The 21783-nt window shown below is 52.7% G+C and carries 14 protein-coding genes; all 14 read right to left on the bottom strand.

The window, feature by feature from the left end:
- Positions 1-19: 19 nt before the first annotated feature.
- Positions 20-1048 (bottom strand): aldo/keto reductase, encoded by a 1029-nt coding sequence (locus EYB31_RS06775; protein WP_131012538.1) that lies wholly within the window; start codon positions 1046-1048, stop codon positions 20-22.
- A 23-nt stretch (positions 1049-1071) separates the two neighbouring features.
- Complete coding sequence (locus tag EYB31_RS06770; protein WP_131012537.1) at positions 1072-2259, bottom strand: enolase C-terminal domain-like protein; 1188 nt, start codon at positions 2257-2259, stop codon at positions 1072-1074.
- A 9-nt stretch (positions 2260-2268) separates the two neighbouring features.
- Positions 2269-3150 (bottom strand): SMP-30/gluconolactonase/LRE family protein, encoded by an 882-nt coding sequence (locus EYB31_RS06765; RefSeq protein ID WP_206105440.1) that lies wholly within the window; start codon positions 3148-3150, stop codon positions 2269-2271.
- A gap of 1 nt (position 3151) precedes the next feature.
- On the bottom strand, positions 3152-5671 hold the full coding sequence (locus EYB31_RS06760) for a beta-mannosidase (RefSeq protein WP_131012536.1): 2520 nt from the start codon (positions 5669-5671) through the stop codon (positions 3152-3154).
- Between the two features lie 34 nt (positions 5672-5705).
- Positions 5706-6524, bottom strand: coding sequence for a carbohydrate ABC transporter permease (locus EYB31_RS06755; RefSeq protein WP_131012535.1), 819 nt, complete (start codon positions 6522-6524; stop codon positions 5706-5708).
- Positions 6521-7429 (bottom strand): carbohydrate ABC transporter permease, encoded by a 909-nt coding sequence (locus tag EYB31_RS06750; protein WP_206105439.1) that lies wholly within the window; start codon positions 7427-7429, stop codon positions 6521-6523. Before EYB31_RS06750 ends, EYB31_RS06755 begins: the two co-directional genes overlap by 4 nt.
- An 83-nt stretch (positions 7430-7512) precedes the next feature.
- Complete coding sequence (locus EYB31_RS06745) at positions 7513-8862, bottom strand: ABC transporter substrate-binding protein (protein ID WP_131012534.1); 1350 nt, start codon at positions 8860-8862, stop codon at positions 7513-7515.
- A 114-nt stretch (positions 8863-8976) separates the two neighbouring features.
- On the bottom strand, positions 8977-10734 hold the full coding sequence (locus EYB31_RS06740) for a sensor histidine kinase (RefSeq protein WP_131012533.1): 1758 nt from the start codon (positions 10732-10734) through the stop codon (positions 8977-8979).
- Between the two features lie 19 nt (positions 10735-10753).
- A complete protein-coding gene (locus tag EYB31_RS06735) occupies positions 10754-12268 on the bottom strand; it encodes a response regulator (RefSeq protein WP_165452268.1) in 1515 nt (504 codons plus the stop codon).
- Between the two features lie 176 nt (positions 12269-12444).
- On the bottom strand, positions 12445-14532 hold the full coding sequence (locus EYB31_RS06730; RefSeq protein ID WP_131012531.1) for a hypothetical protein: 2088 nt from the start codon (positions 14530-14532) through the stop codon (positions 12445-12447).
- A gap of 47 nt (positions 14533-14579) precedes the next feature.
- Positions 14580-15548: a D-2-hydroxyacid dehydrogenase gene (locus EYB31_RS06725; RefSeq protein WP_131012530.1), complete on the bottom strand. Its 969-nt coding sequence runs from the start codon at positions 15546-15548 to the stop codon at positions 14580-14582.
- 330 nt (positions 15549-15878) lie between these two features.
- Positions 15879-18992: a glycosyl hydrolase gene (locus tag EYB31_RS06720; protein ID WP_131012529.1), complete on the bottom strand. Its 3114-nt coding sequence runs from the start codon at positions 18990-18992 to the stop codon at positions 15879-15881.
- Positions 18993-19005: 13 nt separating this feature from the next.
- A complete protein-coding gene (locus EYB31_RS06715; protein WP_240762150.1) occupies positions 19006-20115 on the bottom strand; it encodes a sialidase family protein in 1110 nt (369 codons plus the stop codon).
- An 8-nt stretch (positions 20116-20123) separates the two neighbouring features.
- On the bottom strand, positions 20124-21782 hold the full coding sequence (locus EYB31_RS06710) for an extracellular solute-binding protein (protein ID WP_131012528.1): 1659 nt from the start codon (positions 21780-21782) through the stop codon (positions 20124-20126).
- Position 21783 lies beyond the last annotated feature (1 nt).

Below are 21783 nucleotides of genomic sequence, written 5' to 3'. Positions count from 1 at the left end.
TCACTTCGCAAGCATTCGCTCAGCTTTTTTTAAACATCGACACTTCCTGGGGGCGCGGGAAAATCTCGTCAATACGCCGCATAACGGACTCATCCAAATGGATGTCGACGGCCCGCAGCGTATCCTCCAGCTCCTCCACGCTGCTTGGACCGATCACCGGGGAAGCTACCGCCGGATTGGCCAGCAGCCACGCTAACGCGACATTGGCTTCTTTCTCCCCGAGGTCCCGGCACAACGCCGAAAATTGCTCCATTTGCGCCCGGTAATTATCAAGCAGCATCTGCGCATCGTCGGTTAACGTCCGTGTGATCGGGCGGGTGACGTCAAGCGCCAGCAGTCCGCGAGCCAGCGGGCTCCAGATCGTAACACCGATGCCCAGCTCCTTAGCCGCCGGCAGCACATCCGTCTCCGGATAACGGTTCAGCAGATTGTACCCTTGCTGCTCGGAGATCAGCCCCATAAAGCGGCGGTCTTTGGCGACCGCCTGCGCCTTCTGCAGGTCCGTGCCGGCAAAATTGCAGGAGCCGATATAATCGGCTTTGCCTTGCCTCACCAAACTCTCAAGCGCTTCCCACAACTCATCCCAGCCTACGCTGCGGTCGACGTGATGCATCTGGTACAGCTCGATATGGTCGGTTTGCAGCCTGCGCAGCGACGCTTCGAAATGTCTGCGGATTTTGTACAAGGACAAACCTTGCGCTTTGTTCGGACCGTCCAGGTCGTCCTGCTCAAATACACGTCCGACCTTCGTGCCGAGTACTACCTTCTCCCGCCGATTGCCGCCTTGGGCAAACCACCTGCCGATGATTTCTTCCGTGATGCCGCGTTGTCCCATATCCATGCCGCGGTGCCGCACACCTCCGTACACATTGGCGGTGTCAAAAAAATTGATACCGGCGTCCAGCGCCGCATCCATGATGCGAAAAGCTTCCTTTTCGCTGATGCTGGCGTATTCGCCTTGCTTGGAAACTAACCCGCCGAAAGCGGCAGTGCCCAGGCACAACCGGCTGACCCGCATGCCGGACCGGCCCAAATAACCGTATTTCATATATCCTCGCCTCCTTGTCCGTCTTATACTTGATGTTCTTCCATCGCTTCGATCGCCGTATCATCCAGCTCAATCCCCAGCCCCGGCTCACTCGGCAAAGACAAATAGCCGCCGGAAGGAACCATTTTGTTTTTGTGAAAATGGTGCTGCTGCTTCTGGTAGCGGATCAAATATTCCAAATAAGGGCAAACAAAAGGCGGCAGCGAAGCGATTACGTGCAAATTGGGGATGACCGTGCAGCCGTGGGGAACGAATTTGACGTCATACGTTTCCGCCACCACGGCGATTTTGCGCAGCTCCGTAATGCCTCCCGTCCAATCCGGGTCCGGCTGGGCGAATTGCAGCAGCCCTTGGTCGAAAAAAGGCTTAAACTCTTTCCGCGTATACAGATGTTCGCCGGCTGCGATGTTGAGATGAGCTTTTTCCTTCAACACCCGGTAACCGTCGATTTGGTTAGGCAGCAGCGGCTCCTCCAGCCAAAGCGGCCGCACCTCGCGCAGCCGTTCCATCATATCCAGCGCGTAAGGTACGTCCCAGCTCATCCAGCAGTCCAGCATCAGCTCGTAACTGAAACCAAGCGCTTCCCGCACCTCCTCCGCCAAACGCAGGTTGTCCGCTTTGCCCTGGGCGCCGCTGGACGGCCCATAGCGGAAAAACCATTTCTGCGCCGTATACCCTTGCTGCGCCGCCGCTTTCGCCTGCTTGCCCGCTTCGCCCGATTGCAGCGAATGCCCGAGCATGCTGGCGTATACGGGAATTTTGTCGCGTGTCGCCCCGCCAAGCAGACGGTACACGGGGGTGTTGTAAAACTTGCCGCGCAAATCCCACAGCGCGCAATCAACCGCGCTGACCGCCATCATGTAGTAGCCGCTGCGGCCATGCCGGTCGTAACGCAGCTGATCCCACAATCGCTCGATGTCGAGCGGATTTTGGCCGAGCAGCTGCGGTTTTATTTTTTTCACGATGATGTCCGCTTGCTCCTCGTAAACGATCGGCCCGTATATGCCTTCCAGACCTTCGTCCGTATGGATGCTCACATAATGGCGAACAATGCGGACTTTGCCGTTAGCCGAATTGATTTGTTCCGGCTGCGCCAGCGCCGCATATTCCGCGTACATATCCCGGGGCGCCGCCGAACGTTCGCTTTCGCCTTCTTCGAGTTCCATCCAACCGCTCACGCGGTATACCTTTACATCGGAAATTTTCATCATAGAACTCTCCTATACGGCGCCGCATACGTTCAACTGCAAGCTGTAGACGGAAGTGGATGCGGTAATAAACAACGTTGTGCCGACGGGCGAATCCGCTGGCGTACCAAAGCACAAGTTGGCCGCCACTTCGGGCATTTCGATCCGTCCCAACGTTTCGCCGGACAGCGCGTAAATCCAAATCCCCCCGGGGCCGGTAACGTACACATTGCCTCTGGCGTCGCATTTCATCCCGTCCGCCGCGCCCGGACCCGCGCTTGTGTCAAGTTCGGCAAACATCCGGCCATTGCTCACGCCTCCGTCCGGCAACACTTCATATACCTTAATATGCTGCTTGTTCGTATCGTTGATATAAAGCAGCCGTTCATCCGGCGAAAACGCCAGGCCGTTGGGCCGTTCAAACTCCGCAACAACCACGTCAACCTCGCCCGTTTGCGGGTTCCAGCGGTATACGCCGTTAAACGGCTGCTCCTTCGTATCTCCCATCGCCGTGCTGTAAGGGTCCGTGAAATAAACCGCACCGTCGCTTTTGACGATCACATCGTTGGGGCTGCTTAGGCGGTTTCCATTGAAACGGGAGGCCAGCGCCGTCACCGAGCCGTCCGTTTCCGTTCGGGAAATTCGCCGGTTTTGCGATTCGCAGGCGAGCAATCGGCCTTCCGCGTCCATCGTCAATCCGATCGCTCTGCCGCTGGGCTCTCTGAACAACTTCACGCCTTCCGAGCGGTTCCATGTATAAATGCGATGGCATGTAAAATCCGTAAAATACAGCCGTTCGCTGCGGGCGCACCAAGCCGGCCCTTCCGTAAAACCAAATCCGCTGGCCAGCTGATCGAAAGCGGCGTTTTCGGAAACCAAGTCAAACATCGTGTCTGAATAACGTATCAGCTTCACTTTAATTGCCTCCTTTATCCGGATTTCCAGCCATTTCAATCGTGCTGGCCAGCGGGGAATAATAAGGTTTGGCTGTAATCGTGCCGCTCCGGTGGCTGCCCAATATACGTACCCGCTTCACTTCCCCCGGCAGCAGATCGAAATAATTGTCCTCGAACAGCCAGCCGAACTCGTCCCCTTGATCGCTGCCGGACAGTTGGACGCATCGGGCGAACTTGTCGGTTGTGACGGTCAGCACATTCCCCTTCATCGTCAGATGCAGCTTGGCTTCGGGGAAACGCAGCTTTTTCTCGATATCGACAAAATCATTCGTCCGGCTCACAACGTCTCCGTGCTCGTTCACGAGCTGCGCAAACAGAATATATTCCCGCGAAAACTGCTTGAACTCGTTAAGATCGCACACCAGCTTCGACTCTCCGGCCCCGACACGCACCTTCCGCTTGATTTCGTTCACGAAAGCGTTGGCGCTGGGATGAAACAGCCGAACGTGCAGCGTTCCCGCCACATCGTCTGCGCTGTCGTTGACGGCCCAGCAATAAATGAAGTTTTGCACGTCAAATGTAAGCAGCACCGGCTCGTAAGCTCGTTTGACCGCATAATAAGGCATGTACGGCTCCAAATAATAGTCGATCATGCTGCCGTAAATGACCTGCCACGAATCGTTCCATCTGCATACAAAATGGCCCTTGCATATTCGTTCGCCTTCCGGATTGGAGGACGGTTTGCCTCTGCGGTTGTTTTCGATAATGTTGCGCAAATAATAGGCGTGGGCGGCGCCGAATTTGTACACCGCGGATTCCAAGCTGTCCGAATCGTAAAACAGCTCGATCGGCGGAATCTTTTTCCACCCGAACGCCGACGTGCGCTCCGTCCAAGTATCCGGCCACGGATACGGCGAACGGCTTGTGATCATGCCGGAGTAATCGGCGGGCCACGCCTTGTCTTCGCCCATGTAGCGCAGGAAGCTTTTCACAGCCGGCGGCGACGTGCGGATTTCTTCCGCGATCATAATCGGATAGTCGGCTCCCGGCACGTACCATGTATTCGTATAGCTGTGCGTATCTCCTGCGAGCGGATCGTTGCAATAAGCCCCGCCATAAGGCGAATTGATGTGGTAATAGCGGTCCGGGTCCAACGTTTCGCAAACGCGTTTATAGTCCTCGAGAAAAATAGCGCCGCCGATATAAGGAACTCCAGGCTGCTCGTATTCCGCGCCCATAAAACATTCGTTGCCCCCGCACCAGAAAAGCAGCGAAGGACGATGCTTCAGCCGTTTCACCTGGTACTCCGCTTCCTTGACGCACAACTCGCGGTATTCCCGGCTGTCGGGAAACATCCCGTAATCGTGGAAAAACTCCTGCCAGAGCAAGATGCCTCTGCGGTCGGCTTCATCATAAAACGCATCGTCGTACCTGTCCGCCCCGCCCCATATCCGCTGCGCGTTCATATTGGCATTTTCCAGCAGATCAAGCAGCCTGTTCGACTTTTCGTTGTTCCAGCAGTGTGTGATCCCTTGAATCTGCGCCGATTGAGCCCCCCACAACGTAATGCGCCTGCCGTTGATTTCAAAATCAAACGGCTTCGCCATGCGGACATGCCGAAAGCCGATACGTTTCACCACGCGGTCTCTAGCTTCGCCGACGTTCCATACAGCTGCGGATACCTCGTAGAGCGGCTGTGATCCGTGCCCTCTCGGCCACCATAAAGCCGGCTGCGTAACGGTCAATTCAGCCGTTTCACTCCAGGTCCGGTCCTGGCTGCCGTCAACGCCGCCCCGCAAAGGCAATTCCCGCTCCTCCACAAGCTGCCCGTCCGGATCTCTGACTTGGACTTTCAGCACACTTCCGTCCGTAAAACCTAAGCCGCTCACCTTAAAGCCAATCCGTCCTTGACGGTAATCGTCAGACAGCTTGACGGCAATATCGGCTTCGGTTATTTCAATCCCGTCGATCACTTCCAGCAGCACCTTATCGTAAATGCCAACCCGAGTAACATACGGCTTGGGCCCCAAATAATCGACAAAGTCGTGTTCGCTTTTGCGGATCAACCGGCTGGGTCTCATTTTTCCCTGCCACTCTTCAGGCAGCTCCGCATGTTTAATAAATTCATGCACGGAATGGAAATGCAGAACCAGCTCGTTGCTTTCCCGCAGCAGCTCGGTCACTTCCAGCCGGATCGGCACATACATATCGTTATGATATGCCAGATGGGTACCGTTCAAAAAAATATCGACCAGCGTATCCAGCCCCTTGAAATGGAGATACGCTTTTTTCCCCGGTTCCGTGTGCTTAAAGACCGTGCGGTATATCCAATCTTGTTCCGCGACCCATAGACACTCCTTGCCTTTGCCGTAAGCCGCCGGATCGTCGATCAAACCTTCCCGGAGCAGCACTTCATGGACTTGGGACGGTACATGAGTCGGTATCCAGCCCCCTGTCTCCAACTGTTCCCCGTTTAAGGCGGCAAACGGTTCAAAGCTGCGAATTTCCCATGTTTCGTTTAATTCGACAATCGTCTTCATGGTGCTAAACTCCTCCAATCACAACACTTCACAATTATCCTTTAATACTTCCTCCGACCAAACCGCGGATCAAATGTTTGGAGCCGGCGGCGAACAGGATCAAAATCGGCAGCGTCGACAACGTCAGCGCCAGAATACGCGCCGCATAATCCGTCCGGTATTCGCTGCTGATCAGCGATATCGCCAGAGGGATCGTGTACAGCTTTTCTTTGTTGATAATGACAAGCGGGGTCAAATAATTGTTCCACGACCATAGGAAAAACAGCATAAACAACGTAATAAAAGCAGGACGGATGACCGGAAAAACGATTCTGATAAAAATACCCATCTCGGAGCAGCCGTCCAGCCGCCCGCTTTCGATAATTTCGTTTGGCACGGCGCTGGATATATATTGCGTCATCCAAAATACGCCAAAAGCGTTGGCCAAACCGCCGAGGATCAGCGGATACAGCGTATTGACCAGCCCGAGCCAGCGCATCTCCACAACAAACCCGATCAGCCCAAGCTGCGGCGGAATCATCAGCGTGGCGATCACGAAATAATACAGCAGCTTTTTCCCTTTAAATTGATATTTGGCAAAAGCAAACCCGGTTAACGCGCTGACCAGCACCGCCAACGTCGTATTTACGACGGACACCAGCAGGCTGTTGCCGTAAAAATGCAGGAAATTTTGCGACATGACGGTTTTGAAATTTTCGATGAAATAATGTCCCGGCAGCAGCTTGAGCCCGGTATATAAATCTTCGCTGACGTAAGTGCCCATAATGATCATCGTATAAAATGGGATGAGGGCGAACAAAGACAGCACCGCCACGAATAGATACACCGGCAGCTTGGTGATATACGTCTTCATGATGACTCACTCTCCCCGCGGTTCATGATGCGAATGGACAGAAACGAAAAAATCGAGATAACGATAAACAAGCTGTAAGCGATGGCCGCCCCGTAACCAAAATCGAAATTGCGGAACGCGACATCGTAATATCTCATCACGACGGTAAGTGCGGCATGATCCGGACCGCCGATCGGCTGCGACGCAGATTGGAACAGCAACTGAGGTTCATCGAACAATCGGAAGCCGGTGATAATGCTTGTCGTTACGACAAATACGAGAATCGGCCGCAGCATCGGAATCGTAATATGCCAGAACGCGTCTTTCCACCTAGCTCCGTCAATTTTGGCCGATTCGTACAGCTCATCCGGGATGGTCGACAATCCCGACAAAAACAACACCATCTTGTAACCGAACACCGTCCACGTCTGCATCACAATGACGACAACACGGGCCGCCCAAGGAATTCCCAGCCAATAGACCGACTCGAAGCCTATCTTTATTAACAAGGCGTTGACGGAGCCGTTTTTCCAGTCAAACAATATTTGAAAGATGATGCCGACCGCAACCGGCGTCGTAATATACGGCAGAAAGTTGATCAACTGCAGCACATTTCTCGATCTCTTGAAAAAATCTTTCAAAAACGTCGCCAGTAAGAGTCCCAATATAATTTCCAGCGGAATCGTAACGACGATAATCAGCATCGTGTTGTACAACGACTCATAAAACAACTTGTCGCCCGTAAACACGCGAACGTAATTTTTCAGCCCGATCCAGGACATCGTGCCGATGCCGTCCCACTTCGTAAAGCTGATATACAGCGAAAACAAAATCGGAAACAAACCAAATGCCGCATACAGCAAAAAATACGGAGAAATCATCAAATAAGGAGTCGCTTTTTTCCCAACCCGCTGCAATAGTCTCACCTTCAAACCCCGTTAATGTGAAAGAAACAGGGGGCTCGCCGTTGCCGGAGTTCAAACTTCCCTGTTTCCGCGTTGCTCTAAAATCAGCTTGTTTTCAGATCAGGCTGCTTGTTCTTCAGATCGTCTTCCATCTTCTTGATCAATTGGTCGACGCTTACGTTGCCGTCGCTTGAGCCGTTGATCGTTTTGATCGCAATATTGATCGTATCGTCGATATCTTGATCGTATTTGCTGGGCAAACGGACCGATTTGATTTTCGGGAAGATGTCTTGGGCAATTGCCTTCAGCACGTCTTGACCGCCAAAAAAGGCGTCTTTCGCCGAGTAAAAATCGGACTTATTATAAATCGGCTTAAACGGGGAGAAGTTCCCTTTGACGTCGCGCGCCAGCTCCGAACCTCGTTCCGTCAGGAAGAAAAACTTGATGAACTCGACCGCGCCTTCTTTGTTTTTCGCTTTTTTCGGCACGCCTTGCACCGTTCCGCCCCATGGGAACGGACCGCCCGGAGGCACCATAAAACCCCAACGGCCGGAGCCGTTTTTATCGTTGGGCTTCACCGTAAACTCCACGGACCAGTTGGCGCATGGGTAGAAAATATGCGTATTGTCGGCAAACGTTGCGTTGGCCGCAGGCGAGTTGTAATCGAGCACATCGATAATGCCGGCTTTTTTCATTTCCAGCAGCTTCTCCAGAATCGGCCCCATGCCTTGCTTCAGGTTCAGCGTATTGCCCTGCACAAACGGCGTGCTGCTTTGCCCTTTCAGAAATTGGAAGGCGTCGCCAAGACTCGGGAACATGTATACGCTTCCATTTGATTTCTGCTTAACTTCGATTCCTTTTTTGATAAACGTATCCCAATCGGTAAATATTTTTTGCAGCTCCTGTGGGTCGTCCGTGCCGAAATACTGCTTGGTCAGCGGACGTTTGTAAGCCATCCCCGCTACGGACGGCGCTTCCGGTCCGACATAGACGCCCGATTCCGTCGTTTCCAGCGGAATCAAATAATCTAGCACTTGGGATTTGTCCAGGCTGTACGGCGCTTTCGAGATATCCTCCCAAATGTCAAGCGACAGCAGCTTGCCGCGATACGTTTGCTCCAGCCAAGCGATATCCGGCAGATCCGCACCGGATGCAAGCGCTGTCTGCAATTTCTGCGTCATGTCCTTGCTTTCTACGGCAGTCAGCACCACGTTATATTCGGGATGCAGCTTCGTAAACTCTTCGATCATTTTCATGCGCGATTCCGACTTGTCCCACATCCAAATGTTAATGTCTTTCTTTTTGGCTGCGGTTCCCCCTTGCGCCGTAGCGGCTTGACTGCCGCCTTCCGTTTTGGCGGCCGGCTGGTTATCGCTGCTGCAGGCAGCAAGCCCCGAGCTTAACAGCGCCGTGAGAAGAATAGCCGGCAATCTTTTGAACAACATCTTCTTCATGATTCGTCCTCCTTTTTTCTGATCATGCGGCAATGTAACAATCTAAATATAGCAAGGACGAATTTCATAATATATGTAGCAAAATTATGAAATGTTATACTTTTTATCGTTGCTTTAGGAAATCTTCGTTTCCCGGGGAATGTGGAAAAAGATGCTGGTGCCCTCCTGTTCCTTGCTGTCGATCTGCAGCACGGCGGTTTGGCCAAACAGCAGCTTCAGCCGATTGTTGACGTTATGGATGCCGATATGGTCGAGATCCTCGTTGATGGACGGCGATGCCATGTCCCGCTGCAGCTTCTCCAGCTTCTGCGCCTCAATCCCCACGCCGTTATCGGTCACGCTGACGTTCAGCTTGCCCGTCTGCTCCGTGATGCGAATGCGGATCCAGCCCTTCTGCGACGATGGAAGAATGCCGTGAAAGATGCTGTTTTCCACCAACGGATACAAAATCATGCGGGGAATCGCATACGCCTTGCACGTTTCCTCGACCTCCCATAGCACTTCCACGCGGTCGTCGTACCTGTATTTGAGGATCATCGTATAATCGTCGATATACTGGATTTCCTCTTCGATGGAGGAGACCATTTCGGGACGGTTTTTAATCGTCCTTTGCAGAAACGAGATAAACGCCTTCGTTAACGCAGCAATGTCGGCGGCGTCGATTCTTCGCGCCAAATAGATGACGCAATTGAGCGTATTGTAAATAAAATGCGGGTTGATCTGGTACATAAACGCTTTCAGCTCCAGCTCGCGTTTCTGCTGTTCCATCCGCACCGATTCTTCAAGCAGCGACTTGATATCGCCGACCATTTTGTTAAAGACCTGCGATACTTCCTCGATTTCATCGCCGCTTTTTACGACAATCCGGGTATCGAGTTCCCCCTTGGACACCTGCCTCATCCCGCGAATCAGCTTCACCAGCGGTTTGGTCACGTTGGATACGACCGGGTAAATCAGCATCGACATGATCAAAAAACAAATGAGCGTAATCGAAAACAACACGTAGTTGATGTACTTCATGCTGGCGTTGATTTTATCCGTCGATACGACACCGATCAGCTCCCAATGAGCGGGGGGAATGGGTTCCCTGATGTAATACCGGCCTTCATTTAACATGACATCGTCCGCCGGGCTGCCGCTATTGTTCGCGGGCCGTCTGAAGTCTTTTGCTTCCGTCCAATTGTCCGGATACACCAGATGATTGTGTTTATCGAAGCTGACAATGCGGATGCCTATAGACGGATCAATTAGCATCGGCTGAACAACGACATCGTATTTCAAATGGATGAGCAGCTTGCCCAAATACGTGTCCGGATTTTGTTTATCATAAATATTCATCACGTAAGTGACGACGTTAAACTGGGAGGTGTTGGCCCGGTTCGATACGACGTGCTGCTTGGAAAAACCGTTAACCCCGGCATTGTACCGAAATTCGTCGTACCAATCCTCATATAACGTGCTGCCGTACAATTCGTTGATTTCCAGCGCTTTATTGCGGCTGTCCACGACAAACATATCGATAATGACGTTATCCCTCAACATGCTGTACTCTTTTAAAATTGTTTCCAGCCGCAAGTTGTAATCGTAATAATCGTATCCCGACATGCCTTTCATTTTTTTCAGCGTTGTCTGAACCTGATCGTTGATGACAATACCTTTGGCATAATTGACTACATCCTCCATCAAATAAGCGGTTTGCTGGGATATTTTCAGTACGATCGCTTGATTGTCCCGGACGATTTGCCTGCTCAAAATCGGATTGACATACAAATAAATCGAAAAGCTGCTTAATCCGACAGACAGCAATATGGCAAAAAAAGCGACAGCCGTAATTTTGGCTTTGATTCTGACCGGTCTCAGCGCTCTGGACATCGTTCCCGCCTTCCTCCTTTCAGTAATTCAAGTCGCCCGGATTTTTGCCGGTCAATCGCTTAAACGTTTTGCAGAAATAAGGAACGGTTTGGTAGCCGACCATTTCGCTGACCTCGTACACCTTATATTTGCCGGTTTCCAGAAGCGCTTTCGCTTTCTCGATCCGGTACCGGGTTATGTAGGCGACAAACGGCACCCCCACCTCCTTCTTAAACAGCTGGCTCGTATAAATGATGCTGAAGCCAAGCCGGTCCGCAGCCTGATTCAACGTAATATCGCCTTGATAATTTTCATGGATATACTGCAGCAGCTCTCTTATTTTTTTGCTGTATTTGGCATTAAGTTGCTCCTCGAGCAATTCCACAAGTCGCTTGAACCGCTCTGCCAAACGGTAAACGTTCAGCGATTGGTGAACGTCTGGCAGCTGTTCCAGCGATTCTATGACGGCCGGATTCAGATTCGATATGTCGCGCTCATGAAACATTCGAATCAGCTCCATAACGACATTACGCAGCATCGAAACATTTTGCGCCAAAACGAGGTCCCGCGTGAAGAGCTGCTGCAATTGAGCCTTAGCTTGGTCATATTGACGATGCGCCAAGCGTTCACGCAGTTCGCTTAATGCTCCGGTGACAAAAGCAGGCGGTATGGTGACGGCTTGCGGCAGCTGTATTGCCGTTAAGATACTTCCTTCCTTGCTGAACACCCGCAAAGAGAACAGCTCCTTTGTTTTTTGAAAACTTGCCTCCAGCTCGCGGAAGTGATGAAACACCGGCCCTATCGCAACGGTGGCCGTCCGGCCGAATGTTTTGGCGATTTGGCTTTGCATACGCGAAGCGAATTCATTAGTCATCTCGTACGTTTTCCGTTCGCTGGACTGCTCGGAAACCCGAATAAACATCACATACATATGATCGCTGAGATCCACCAGCTCTCCTGCGGTATCCGCAAGGACACGGGTATGAATGCACTCCATCAGTTCGCGTTTGTCCATTCCCGCCTCATCGTCCAAGCCAAACACAAACACCCCCGTTTTCCCTTCCCAGCGAAAAATGTGACCCGGCTGCCCGATGTCCTCGGCCGATTCCAAGCCGGGGTTACGCTTCAGTCGCATTCGAAGCAAACCCATCCGCGCAAGATGTCCCGTACTTTTCTCCTCATGAAGCCGTTGTTTCAGTTTATTCAACTCTTCAAGCAGCAGCGAGCCGTCCAGTTCATGCTTCAACACATAACTGCCGATACCCAGCTTAATCGCTTCCCGGGCAAAATCGAAGTCCCCGTAGGCCGTCAGCAAAATAAACTTGGTGTCGGGCTGCTTTTTGATCATCTCCTTAACCATGTCCAATCCGCCCATAACCGGCATCTTGATATCCGTAATCACAATATCCGGGTTGATCTCATGGAACAAGGCCAGCCCTTCGCCGCCGTTTCTCGCTTCCGCCGCAATGACGAATCCTTGACGCTCCCAATCGATTAGCCGCCGGATGTCTTCCCTGACAATATCTTCGTCTTCCACCAAAATTACTTTCATCATCTCCATCACCTGCGCATCCCCAGAATGGAAAATAGAAAACCGGTTGCATGGAAGCTACCGGTTTCATTGTTTTTCATAAGTTCATTATAATGAACCTTGTTCAATGATATAGTTACAACAATATTAGCATTAACTTCATCAGATGGTCAATGCTGGATGAACGCTTTTATGCGTAGTCATTTTCCTGGAGCCTGCAGCGCTTCGACAAAAGCGATATCTTCCCACACTTGTTGACGAAACAGCTCCCATGTAAACGGTGTTTTGCCCAGATGCATCAGCGGCTGCTCCTTATAATGGGCTTTGGTTACCCGGATCAAATCGTCCCAATGCTTGGCGGCATGCGGCTCGGACAACCACGTCAGCGCTTTGCTCCGCTCCGCTTCGTCTCCGGTTCTGGCAAACAGCTCGCAGTTCACTCCGGCGCGCAGCTTAGCCGCAAAATAAAGCGATAGGTACGCCCATGCCTCGATATCCGCTTTCTCGCAGCATAACGCAGGTGACTCCCCCGAGACCACGGACAATGCCGCCAAACCGCGGCTTGCATCCGCCTCCAACTGATCGGCCAGCTGCAGCGGCGTGACGTAATCTTGGACCGGTTGCTCGCTCAGCAGCCGCTCGACATAGTGGCGAAGCGACAAGAAAGACGGGTCCAACGTCTTGCCGTTCAGCAGATCCTCCAGCGAAATAAACGCTTTACCCCCGTTGTATTCGGACTGGTCGGTAGCCAGAAACCCTTCCGCATACAACGTAAAGTCCCATGTAAACGAATAAAACGACCCTAGCGCCATCGGCATTTTGCATACGTGGGAGTAAGCTTCTAGCAGCGGCTGTCCCGCAGAGGGTCCGAACCTCCGGGTGAGCGCATCGGCAAAAACGGCGTCCGGCGTCGACGGATCATACAGCAGTCTTCCCCACAACATGTAATACAGCCAGTGCTTCTCAAATGCGTACGTCCAATGAATATGCGGGCTGTCCGGAATATGCGAGTAATCTGCACCGGGGATAAAACATTCCGAACCGACATAATAACCGCCTACGTAATCTTGACCGTTCTCGGCGATATGGGCGCGGATAAAATCGGGCTGGGCCCAGCGAAGCGTGAAAAAGTCCTCATTGCGCACCATCCAGGTGATCTTGTAGTTTTGCGGCGCCGGATTCCAGTAGCCTTCCATGCCGTTTGATCCTCCGTGCGTCATTAGCAGCTTCGGCGAAGAATACGCATGGGACCAGTTGAACTTCACTTCCACCCACACCGGCTCCGGCAAAAAGCCGTTTGTTTCGATGGACGTCCGCGTAATTAGCGGATCGACGGAAAACGGCGCACGGTGAATGAATTTGACCGTCCTTCCCGCCTGCTTCAGTCCTTCGTAATACACGTCTTCGATCCATTGCTGCCGGTCCTGCGGTGTCATATCGTTCATCCGCTCGCCCAAAGAAATGCCCAGCCCGGTCAAATCCGGATATTCGCGGATCAATTGGGTGACGCATTCGCGGGTATATTGCTTAATTTGCTCGGTCGAATACGAATCGCCGTAGTGGAAAAAGGACTCGTCGCTGATCGCATTGGCATCGTAATGCTCGCGGAACGACTCCGATACAAAAATGTTCCAATCGACCAAATACGTTTCGATCCCCCGCTCCTTCGCCATCCGGAACAAAGCGGTCCAATACGTTTTCCACTCGGCCAACTCTTCATCCGTAAATGGAGTCGCCTTAGGGAAACCCGCCGTTCTGAACATATACGGGAACGGGTGAAGATTCCACAACGTCAGCGCGTTGTAGCGGTTTTCCGCCATCATGTCCAGAAACTTACGCCAAAAGGCCAAATCTTTTACCGTTTCCCGCTGCAGATCAAAACATTCGTTCATCCGGTAGCTGGACCAAGGCAGGTTAAACTTCAAGGCGCGGAACGGGAATCTGGCATTGATGACGCCTTCCGCAATCTCAGTGAAAGCTCGCCCTCTCCGCAGCTGCTCAGCCACCTCAAAAGCGCCGTACATCGCACCGGTTTCATCGGCGGCGAGAATATACAGCACTTGCGTCCCGCCTTCATCCGAGCGGCGAATTTCATAACCCTCCGGTTCAACGGAGCCGTCCAAGGTGAGACTATGTGATGCCAGCTCGGCGTTGCCTGCTACGATAACGATTCCGGCAGCTTCAGCCGGCGTACCTCCTGCAGTATGATCGTTTAACGCTTGTTTTAACTTTTGAACGGCCAATCCGATTTGCGTCGAATGTTCCGAATAGGAGATTGGTATGGTCATGTCTGCCACCTTTCTTTAGACTGCTGTCATATTGTCGTTGTCGGCGCTTAATATCCCGCCGTTCGGTCCACCCGATTCATCATCTCTTCCCCGGACAAAAAGCGGCGCAGATTTTGCCGCAAGATGCTGACCCGGCGCTCTTCCTTACGCGGGGTAACGCCGACGGAATGAGAAGTGATCAGCACATTCGGCAGCTCCCAAAGCGGGCTGATCTGCGGCAGCGGCTCTACATCGGTCACATCAAGCCCGGCACCGGATATATCGCCATTTTGCAGCGCGCGGATCAAAGCGCTTTCATCGACGGTTGGTCCCCTGCCGACGTTAATGAGCACGGCGCCTTTTTTGATCCGGCCGATCCGCTCGGCGTTCAGAAAACCTTGCGTCTCCGCCGTCAATGGCAGCGCCAGCACTAAAAAATCAGCCTCGGCCAGCAGGCTGTCGACATCTTCCAAAGCGTACAGTCTATCGACAAAAGGCGGACACGCCGTCACCGTACGCTTTACCGCGATGACTCTCGCGCCGAGACCTTTGGCCCGCTGCGCTATGCCTCCGCCGATATCCCCCAGCCCGATGATACCAACCGTCGAATCCTGGACCTCCAGGCAATAAGGATTGCGCTTCCATATTTTCCGCCGCTGCTGGTCATAATGGACATGCAGCTGCCTTGTGAAAGCGAGCATCAGCGCAATGGCATGTTCTGCGCCGGCCACGCCAAATACGCCGCTTGAATTCGTCACTATTACGTGCTCGGCCAAAGCCGACCGCTGCGTATATCCATTGGCTCCTGCGCTGGGCAGCTGAATCCAGCGAAGCTCCGGCAGCGCGTTTAACTGATTTTCGTCCGGCCAACCGACAAATACTTGCGCATCTTTGACTTCTTCCTTGCGCTGCTCAAACTCCCCTTTGGGCAGATCAATAAAGTGGACTTCCGGAAACTCCCGCTCCAAAGCTTGTACAAGCTCCCGGCCCGGATTATAGTCGCCCGTACGGCATAAGATAACTTTTGTTTGCTGCATCCGCAGCCCTCCTTCTCCGCATATTCTCCTCCATCATAGGGGAAAAAGCCTGGTTGCGGAAGAAGTTTAGTAGAGGTGCTTTAGTTACATGAAGGTAAGTGAGCCGATCAGATAGCGGATCAAAGCAAAAAAACAGAGCCGACATGAAGCCGGAGCCACTGAAAAATTGAACGCTGCATGAGCGAATTATTCCTCCGATCGCCAATTGTCTGCGAATTTCTTGGATTAAACCCGCTTAAGGCGGGTGAAATTCGAAGACAAAAGCGAACGCTGGCGCTTCTCCACAATAATTTCGCTCACTTCGCTGCTTTTTCAGTGGCCGACTTGAAGTCAACTCTGTCTTTTTCTGCTAACCAGCTTCATTTGCCCGAACAGGCCGTATGGCTGGAGCAGATATTCCGGCGTATATGATTGATCTGTCGTCCGGAATGAGCTCCAGTCCGTTGTAGGCGTATGCCCTTCCGCATTGTGGAACGGGCCGAACATATTGCGCGGGCTGCCCATCACTTCAATGTCCAGCCGGTTGGCCCCTTCTTTCAGCCATGGTGTCAGATTCACCCCATCGGCCGCTTTCCAAGGAACATGGCCTGCCGTCTCTCCGTTAACCCGCACCTCGATCGTTACGGCGGAATAATCGCCAAGCTGTAGCAGCAGCTTTTTTCCCGCTTCAGGCTGATAGTGATAGTCCGCATGATAAACGATACTGCCATTGTAGTGGAAATACCCTTGCATGCACCAATCGCCGAATCGCAGCGTCTCCGGCTCCTTTACGATACTGCGCTGCAAATCGACGCCAAAATCGCCTATGAGGAAACAATCTTCAATTTCCATCGCCAACGTATAGGCGCACACCAGCTCCAATTCGTTTTCGCCGGTCAGCACGCCGCTGAGCGGCACACAGTCCATCGAACGGTCAACATACCATCCTTCCGCCTTATTTGAAAGCGGATGGCCATTCAGCCGGATTAGGAATTGCTGAGCGCCTTCGATGACAAGACGTATGCCTGCTGCCGGCACTTCCGTCACATGGAATTTCAGCTTCAAGCTGACAGGTGTTCCGTTGTTCGGGTGCTCGTCGTGAATCCACTTGTATCGCTGCGTAATGCCGTTATAAAAAACTTGCCTCATGCCCAGCGTTTCACGAACTTGCTGCTGCGCGCGCCATATTTCCAGCTCTGCGGACCAATCCGCTTCCCCTATCCGGTACTGGCATGTATCGAGCGTAAGCACATTCGGGTTCGTTCTCGTAAACCGGAACAACGGCGGGAAGGCGTGCTCCAGCTCATCGCCGGTAATCACAGCCAGCGCTTGCTGCGGCTTGGCTGCCGCAAACGCATGATCCGCTGCACTCCCTTTATGAATCACATACAATTTGGAACCGGCCGGACCGAATTTCGCCTGAAACTGCAGCCGCCCGTTTCTGCTTTGTGCCTCCACCGTCGTAATGTCTCCCGTCAAAGCGTCCCATTCCTCAACGAGTCCTTGACACGCGATAGAGAGACTGACCTCATGTGTTTGCTTGCGGTCGTTGTTCACGACAAATAATGAATAGTGGTTTTCCGCCTCTTTGAACAAATACAGCAGTTGTTGATCCTCCGCTGCAAACGGCGTGCGAATGCTGACTGCACGCTGCTGGGTGGCCTCAATGCTGCGGATAAGCTCCTCCCTGCTGCCCACTACGATCATCCCCGGATGGTCGTATAACTGCGCAGCGCCGCCGCTCTCCTTGCCCTCGATCATTGCAGCTATCGGAGCGATTGCAATGACTTTTCCTCCGGCATTCAGGAAACCTAAGAGCAAATCGTGAGTGCTCTGCAGCATCGTGCGTATGGGCGGCAGCACAACCAGCTTGTATGCGGCCAAATTAATCCACAGCTTTCCGTCGCGAACGGAACCCGTTTCCGCCATAATCGTCTCATCGCCCAAATCAAAATCGTAATGGACGCCAAGCAGCACCCGCAGCAAATCGTTAAATTCATAGCCGTATTGGTCGACGGCCGCGATATCCCTGTCTTTCCCGCGCGCAGTAAAGCCATAAGGACTTGTGCCCAGCATGGACCAAGCGGTCGACGCCGGATGCAGCACCAGAATATCTCTGACCGGACGGCCTTCGGTCATCACCGCGCCGATTCTCGCAAAATAATCTTCGACGATCCGGTTATATTTCCACCAGCTCGCTTGGTAATTAAAGAAAGGCGGATAATCCCGCTTCCGGCAGCCTTTAATCGAATATTGCATCAAATGCTGCGAGCGGAGATTGACGCCGAGCACATACTGCCAGTCACCGATCCACTTCTGCCCTTCAAATGTAAATTCCCACCCGGCGCAGCCGTAAGTCTCTGTCAGCACATAAGGTCTGCCGTACTGATTCGCTACGCTCGTGCATTGTTTTACCGTCATATATTCGTCGGTCTGCTCACAGAGCATATCAATACCCGGCACATGCTGGTATCGGTAATGCGGCATGATCGATCCGCCGACGCGGGTCGCTACGCCCAAAGCGCTCTCCCATAAATAATGCCCGGTAAAAGCGAGCTTATTCGCTTCGCACCAGTCTCCAAGCTGCTTCGTATAAGACTCGCAAAATTGATCCGACACGGTGCGCCAATAATCGTGGCGCGCCGACGTCGACAGATCCCCGTTGAAATATACGTATGGGATCACATCCAACACATCGTATCCCCGCTTCTCCAGAAAATAGGCGGGAAACGAATACGTCCACGGAACCCAGCCGCGGCCTGCGGTAAATTTGCAATGCCGGTCATGCACGCTGGGTTCGTCGGTAAAAATCCCGGCGATCGCACGGCCGAACTGATCGCCATGCCGCTGCTTGTATACTTCGTACGTGGCGTCGATAAAGCGGCGCACCGTGTCCGCATTCAGGCTGTCCGGCGGCGTTTCGTCGTTAAACCATTCAGCAGGCTGCGAAACCTCAACCCTCATGATAAGCAGCACTTCGTCTTGTGCCAGCTCCAGCGGCGATGCTTGCATATCCAGACGCTCGCAGCGGCTCATCTCCATACCGTTAATGACCGCCCTGTACACCGCAACGACGCTAGGATCTTCGCGGACAACACAACCGTCCGCCGATACTTCCATCGTCAAACCTTTGGAGCGGTATTCATCTCCTTGTGCCGGCACACCGCCTCCTGCCGAACCGGACGGCCAGCGGTCCTCGTCGTAGAGCCATGCCTTGAGTCCAAGCTGCTCCGCCCGTTCGACGGACACCTTCACGGCGTCCATCCATTCGGGCCCGAGATAAGGCGTCTCCAGCCCTTCGCGGGAGTGCATGAAAAATCCGCCCATCCCTTGTTCTTTCATATCTTCCACTTGGCGCGCCAATTCCTGAAGATCCAACTTATCGTTCCACGACCAAAAAGGAAGGGAACGGTAAGCGGAAGACGGATTGTCGAACTGTTTTCTTAACTGCTCTGCCTTGGACATGTCGAATTTCACCTCAAACCATCATTTTTTCCAGTTCCATACTCCAACATACGATTCTTTCCCGTCTCCAGGTGTAAGTTACATAAATGCGGTCGCCGTCGGCAATAACGGCGGGATAAGAATATTCGCCGTATTCCAGCGGCAGCGTATAAGAGATATATTCGCCTTCCAGCGCCTTCAGCTCTTCCCATGTTTCGCCGTTGTCCTGCGAAGCGCTGAGTAGCAGCGGCATGCGGGGACCGCGATACATGCCGATCGGATTGTAAGCCAACACCAGCGTACCGTCGTCCATTCTGGCAAGATCGATGCCGCTGTTATTGTTCGGCAAATTCGTCCGGTAAGCCGGACACCACGTTTTTCCGGAATCGGCCGAATCACTGCGGTAAATAAATCCGCCTGTGCTGCGCATCAGCATATGCACATGCCCCGGCTGCGATTCCCACACCGTCGGCTGAATAATGCCTTTGCCGTGCAGCCGGTATTTGGCTTCGGCCGCCTCCGGTCCGCGGTGCACCGGAATAGTGGCGCTAGGCGTCCAAGTTTCCCCTTGATCGTAAGACAAGTCGGCAAAGGAGTCCCAAACCTCACCTTCGAGAGAGGCCGGAGCTACCCAAGTTCCATCCTGCAGCTGAATCAGCTTGTTTTTCACCGGTCCTCTGCCGCCCGCATCCCCTGGAACAAGATCGACGGGTGAGCTCCAGGTTGCGCCCTCATCGTCGGATACCGTGACTCGCGTATACCATACGGGAATCGGTGTCCCCACTTTGTAATGGAGTACGATTTGCCCGTTGTCCTTACGGAATAATACGGGATTCCAATGAACAAGCCCCTCTTCGTCGGCGACCAGATAAGGCTTCGACCACTGGCCGTTCACACGTTTGGAGCACCATATCGCCACATCCGCATTACCTTCCTTCGATCCTGCAAAATAAGCGACAAGCAGATCCCCGTTTGGCAATGCGACGATGGTGGAAGCATGGCAGTTGTTAAACGGGCGCTCGTCTTCAAATAAATATTCTCTGGTAGATTCCTTCAGTTTCATTGCATTGTCCCTCTCTTCGGTGATTTGAATGACATGGTGCGGCATCTCGCTTACGTGAGCCGCAGCGGAATACCGCACCATCTATCCCATTATTTCTTCAATCTGGCTAAAGCGTCGTTATATATTTTCTCCAGCTCGGTTGCGCCCATTTCGCGCGCTTTTTTGATGACGGCGTCGTATTCGTCGATTTTTTTGACGCCCATAATAAACTTGTCGTATTCCTGGTCAAGCATCGTGTTTAACGTCACGTTTAGCTCCCGTACGCGCGCCGCTTCCTGCTTGTTCAGCGGAGGATCCATCACCGGCTCCACGTACGCCTTGTCGCTGCCGACGATTTTCCAGTATTCGTCGTTTAGCGCGTCCCAGTTGCCGGTCATTTTCTCCACTTGGAACTGCGTCATCGTGTTGGTGTAATACGGCGTGAAGCTGAGCTGACAGCAGCCGAGGTCCGAATAAAGCGCGTAATACGGCGTCGGTGTCGACGTTTTGAACTTGGCTACGTAATCTTCTTTGAATTTCGGCTGGCCTTTCTCATCCAATGTGTAGTTGGTGCCTTCGATACCAAAGTTCATCAGGTTGGAGGCCGGCTCCGAATACATCCAGTCCAGCAGCTTGATCAGCTGCTCCGGATCTTTGGCTTTGGCGCTGATCGCAAACGTTTTGCCGGTGAACACCGTCGCATAGAAATTGGCGCGCGCTTTACCTGGAGCATACTCCGGAATCGGCAGCACCTGGAAGGTTGCATCCTGCTGCGATTTGCGCAAATCACGCGTATTGTTTAGGCCGAATCCGCTGTTGTCGAGGAAGAAAAACGATTTGCCGCTCGTCAGCTTTTCAGTCCATTGCTGCTGGGTGGAAGTCGCGTAATCCGTATCCAATACACCCATCTTGTACGCTTTGTTAAAATAAGACAGCACGTTTTTAAATGCAGGCGACGCCGGGCCAAACACGTATTTCCCGCCTTCGACATCTTTATCGAAATACATCGGATTCCCTTTGTTGAATCCGCTTCCAAGCATATAAGCGCTAGTTGCCAGCAGTTGCTGCGTGCCGTTGCGGATCGACCAAGGCTTCGAATCCGGGTAAAGTTCTTTAAGTTTGGCCAGCACGGTCAGCAATTCGTCGAACGTTTTCGGTTCCGCGAGCTGATGTTTCTTCAGCAAGTCGGTACGGATGACCGGCCCGAAGCCGTTTTTCGCTTCGTTGCGGGCAATTGCCGGGAACGCGTACAGCTCTCCGTCCACCGTCATCTTCACCATATCCGGGTTAGCGTCCCAGAACTTTTTGAAATTCGGCATAAGCCCTTTTTTCATGTAATCCAGCAGCGGCAGGAATACGCCGGTGGAGCCGAAGTCGTTTAAATCCTGCTTATCCAGCTGGATAATATCGGGAAGATTGTTTGTGGCGATCAGCGTTTTTTTCTTATCCGTGTAATTGCTGGTCGGAATCGCTTCATATTCCAGCTTCATGTTTGTTTGCTTCAAAATTTCCTGCTGGATGATGGAATTGTTTTTGATCGGCTGGTTCGGATTTTCCGCAAAAACAACTCTTACCGTCCGCTCCTTATCGGAAATTTTCGTGCCCGACGCCGCTTGGCTGTTAGCCGGCGCGCCGGACGCTCCGCCTTGCGCCGTTCCGCTGCCACCGGTTGTAGACGCTTCCTGGCCGCTCGAGCAAGCGGCCAAACTCCCTGCCAGCAGTACCCCCGTTACCGAAACTGTAAGCCGTTTTGACCATTTTGATGACATA

It is taken from the genome of Paenibacillus thalictri (assembly GCF_004307995.1).
GTDB lineage: Bacteria > Bacillota > Bacilli > Paenibacillales > NBRC-103111 > Paenibacillus_AF > Paenibacillus_AF thalictri.
This window is presented reverse-complemented; position numbering and strand designations above follow the sequence as displayed.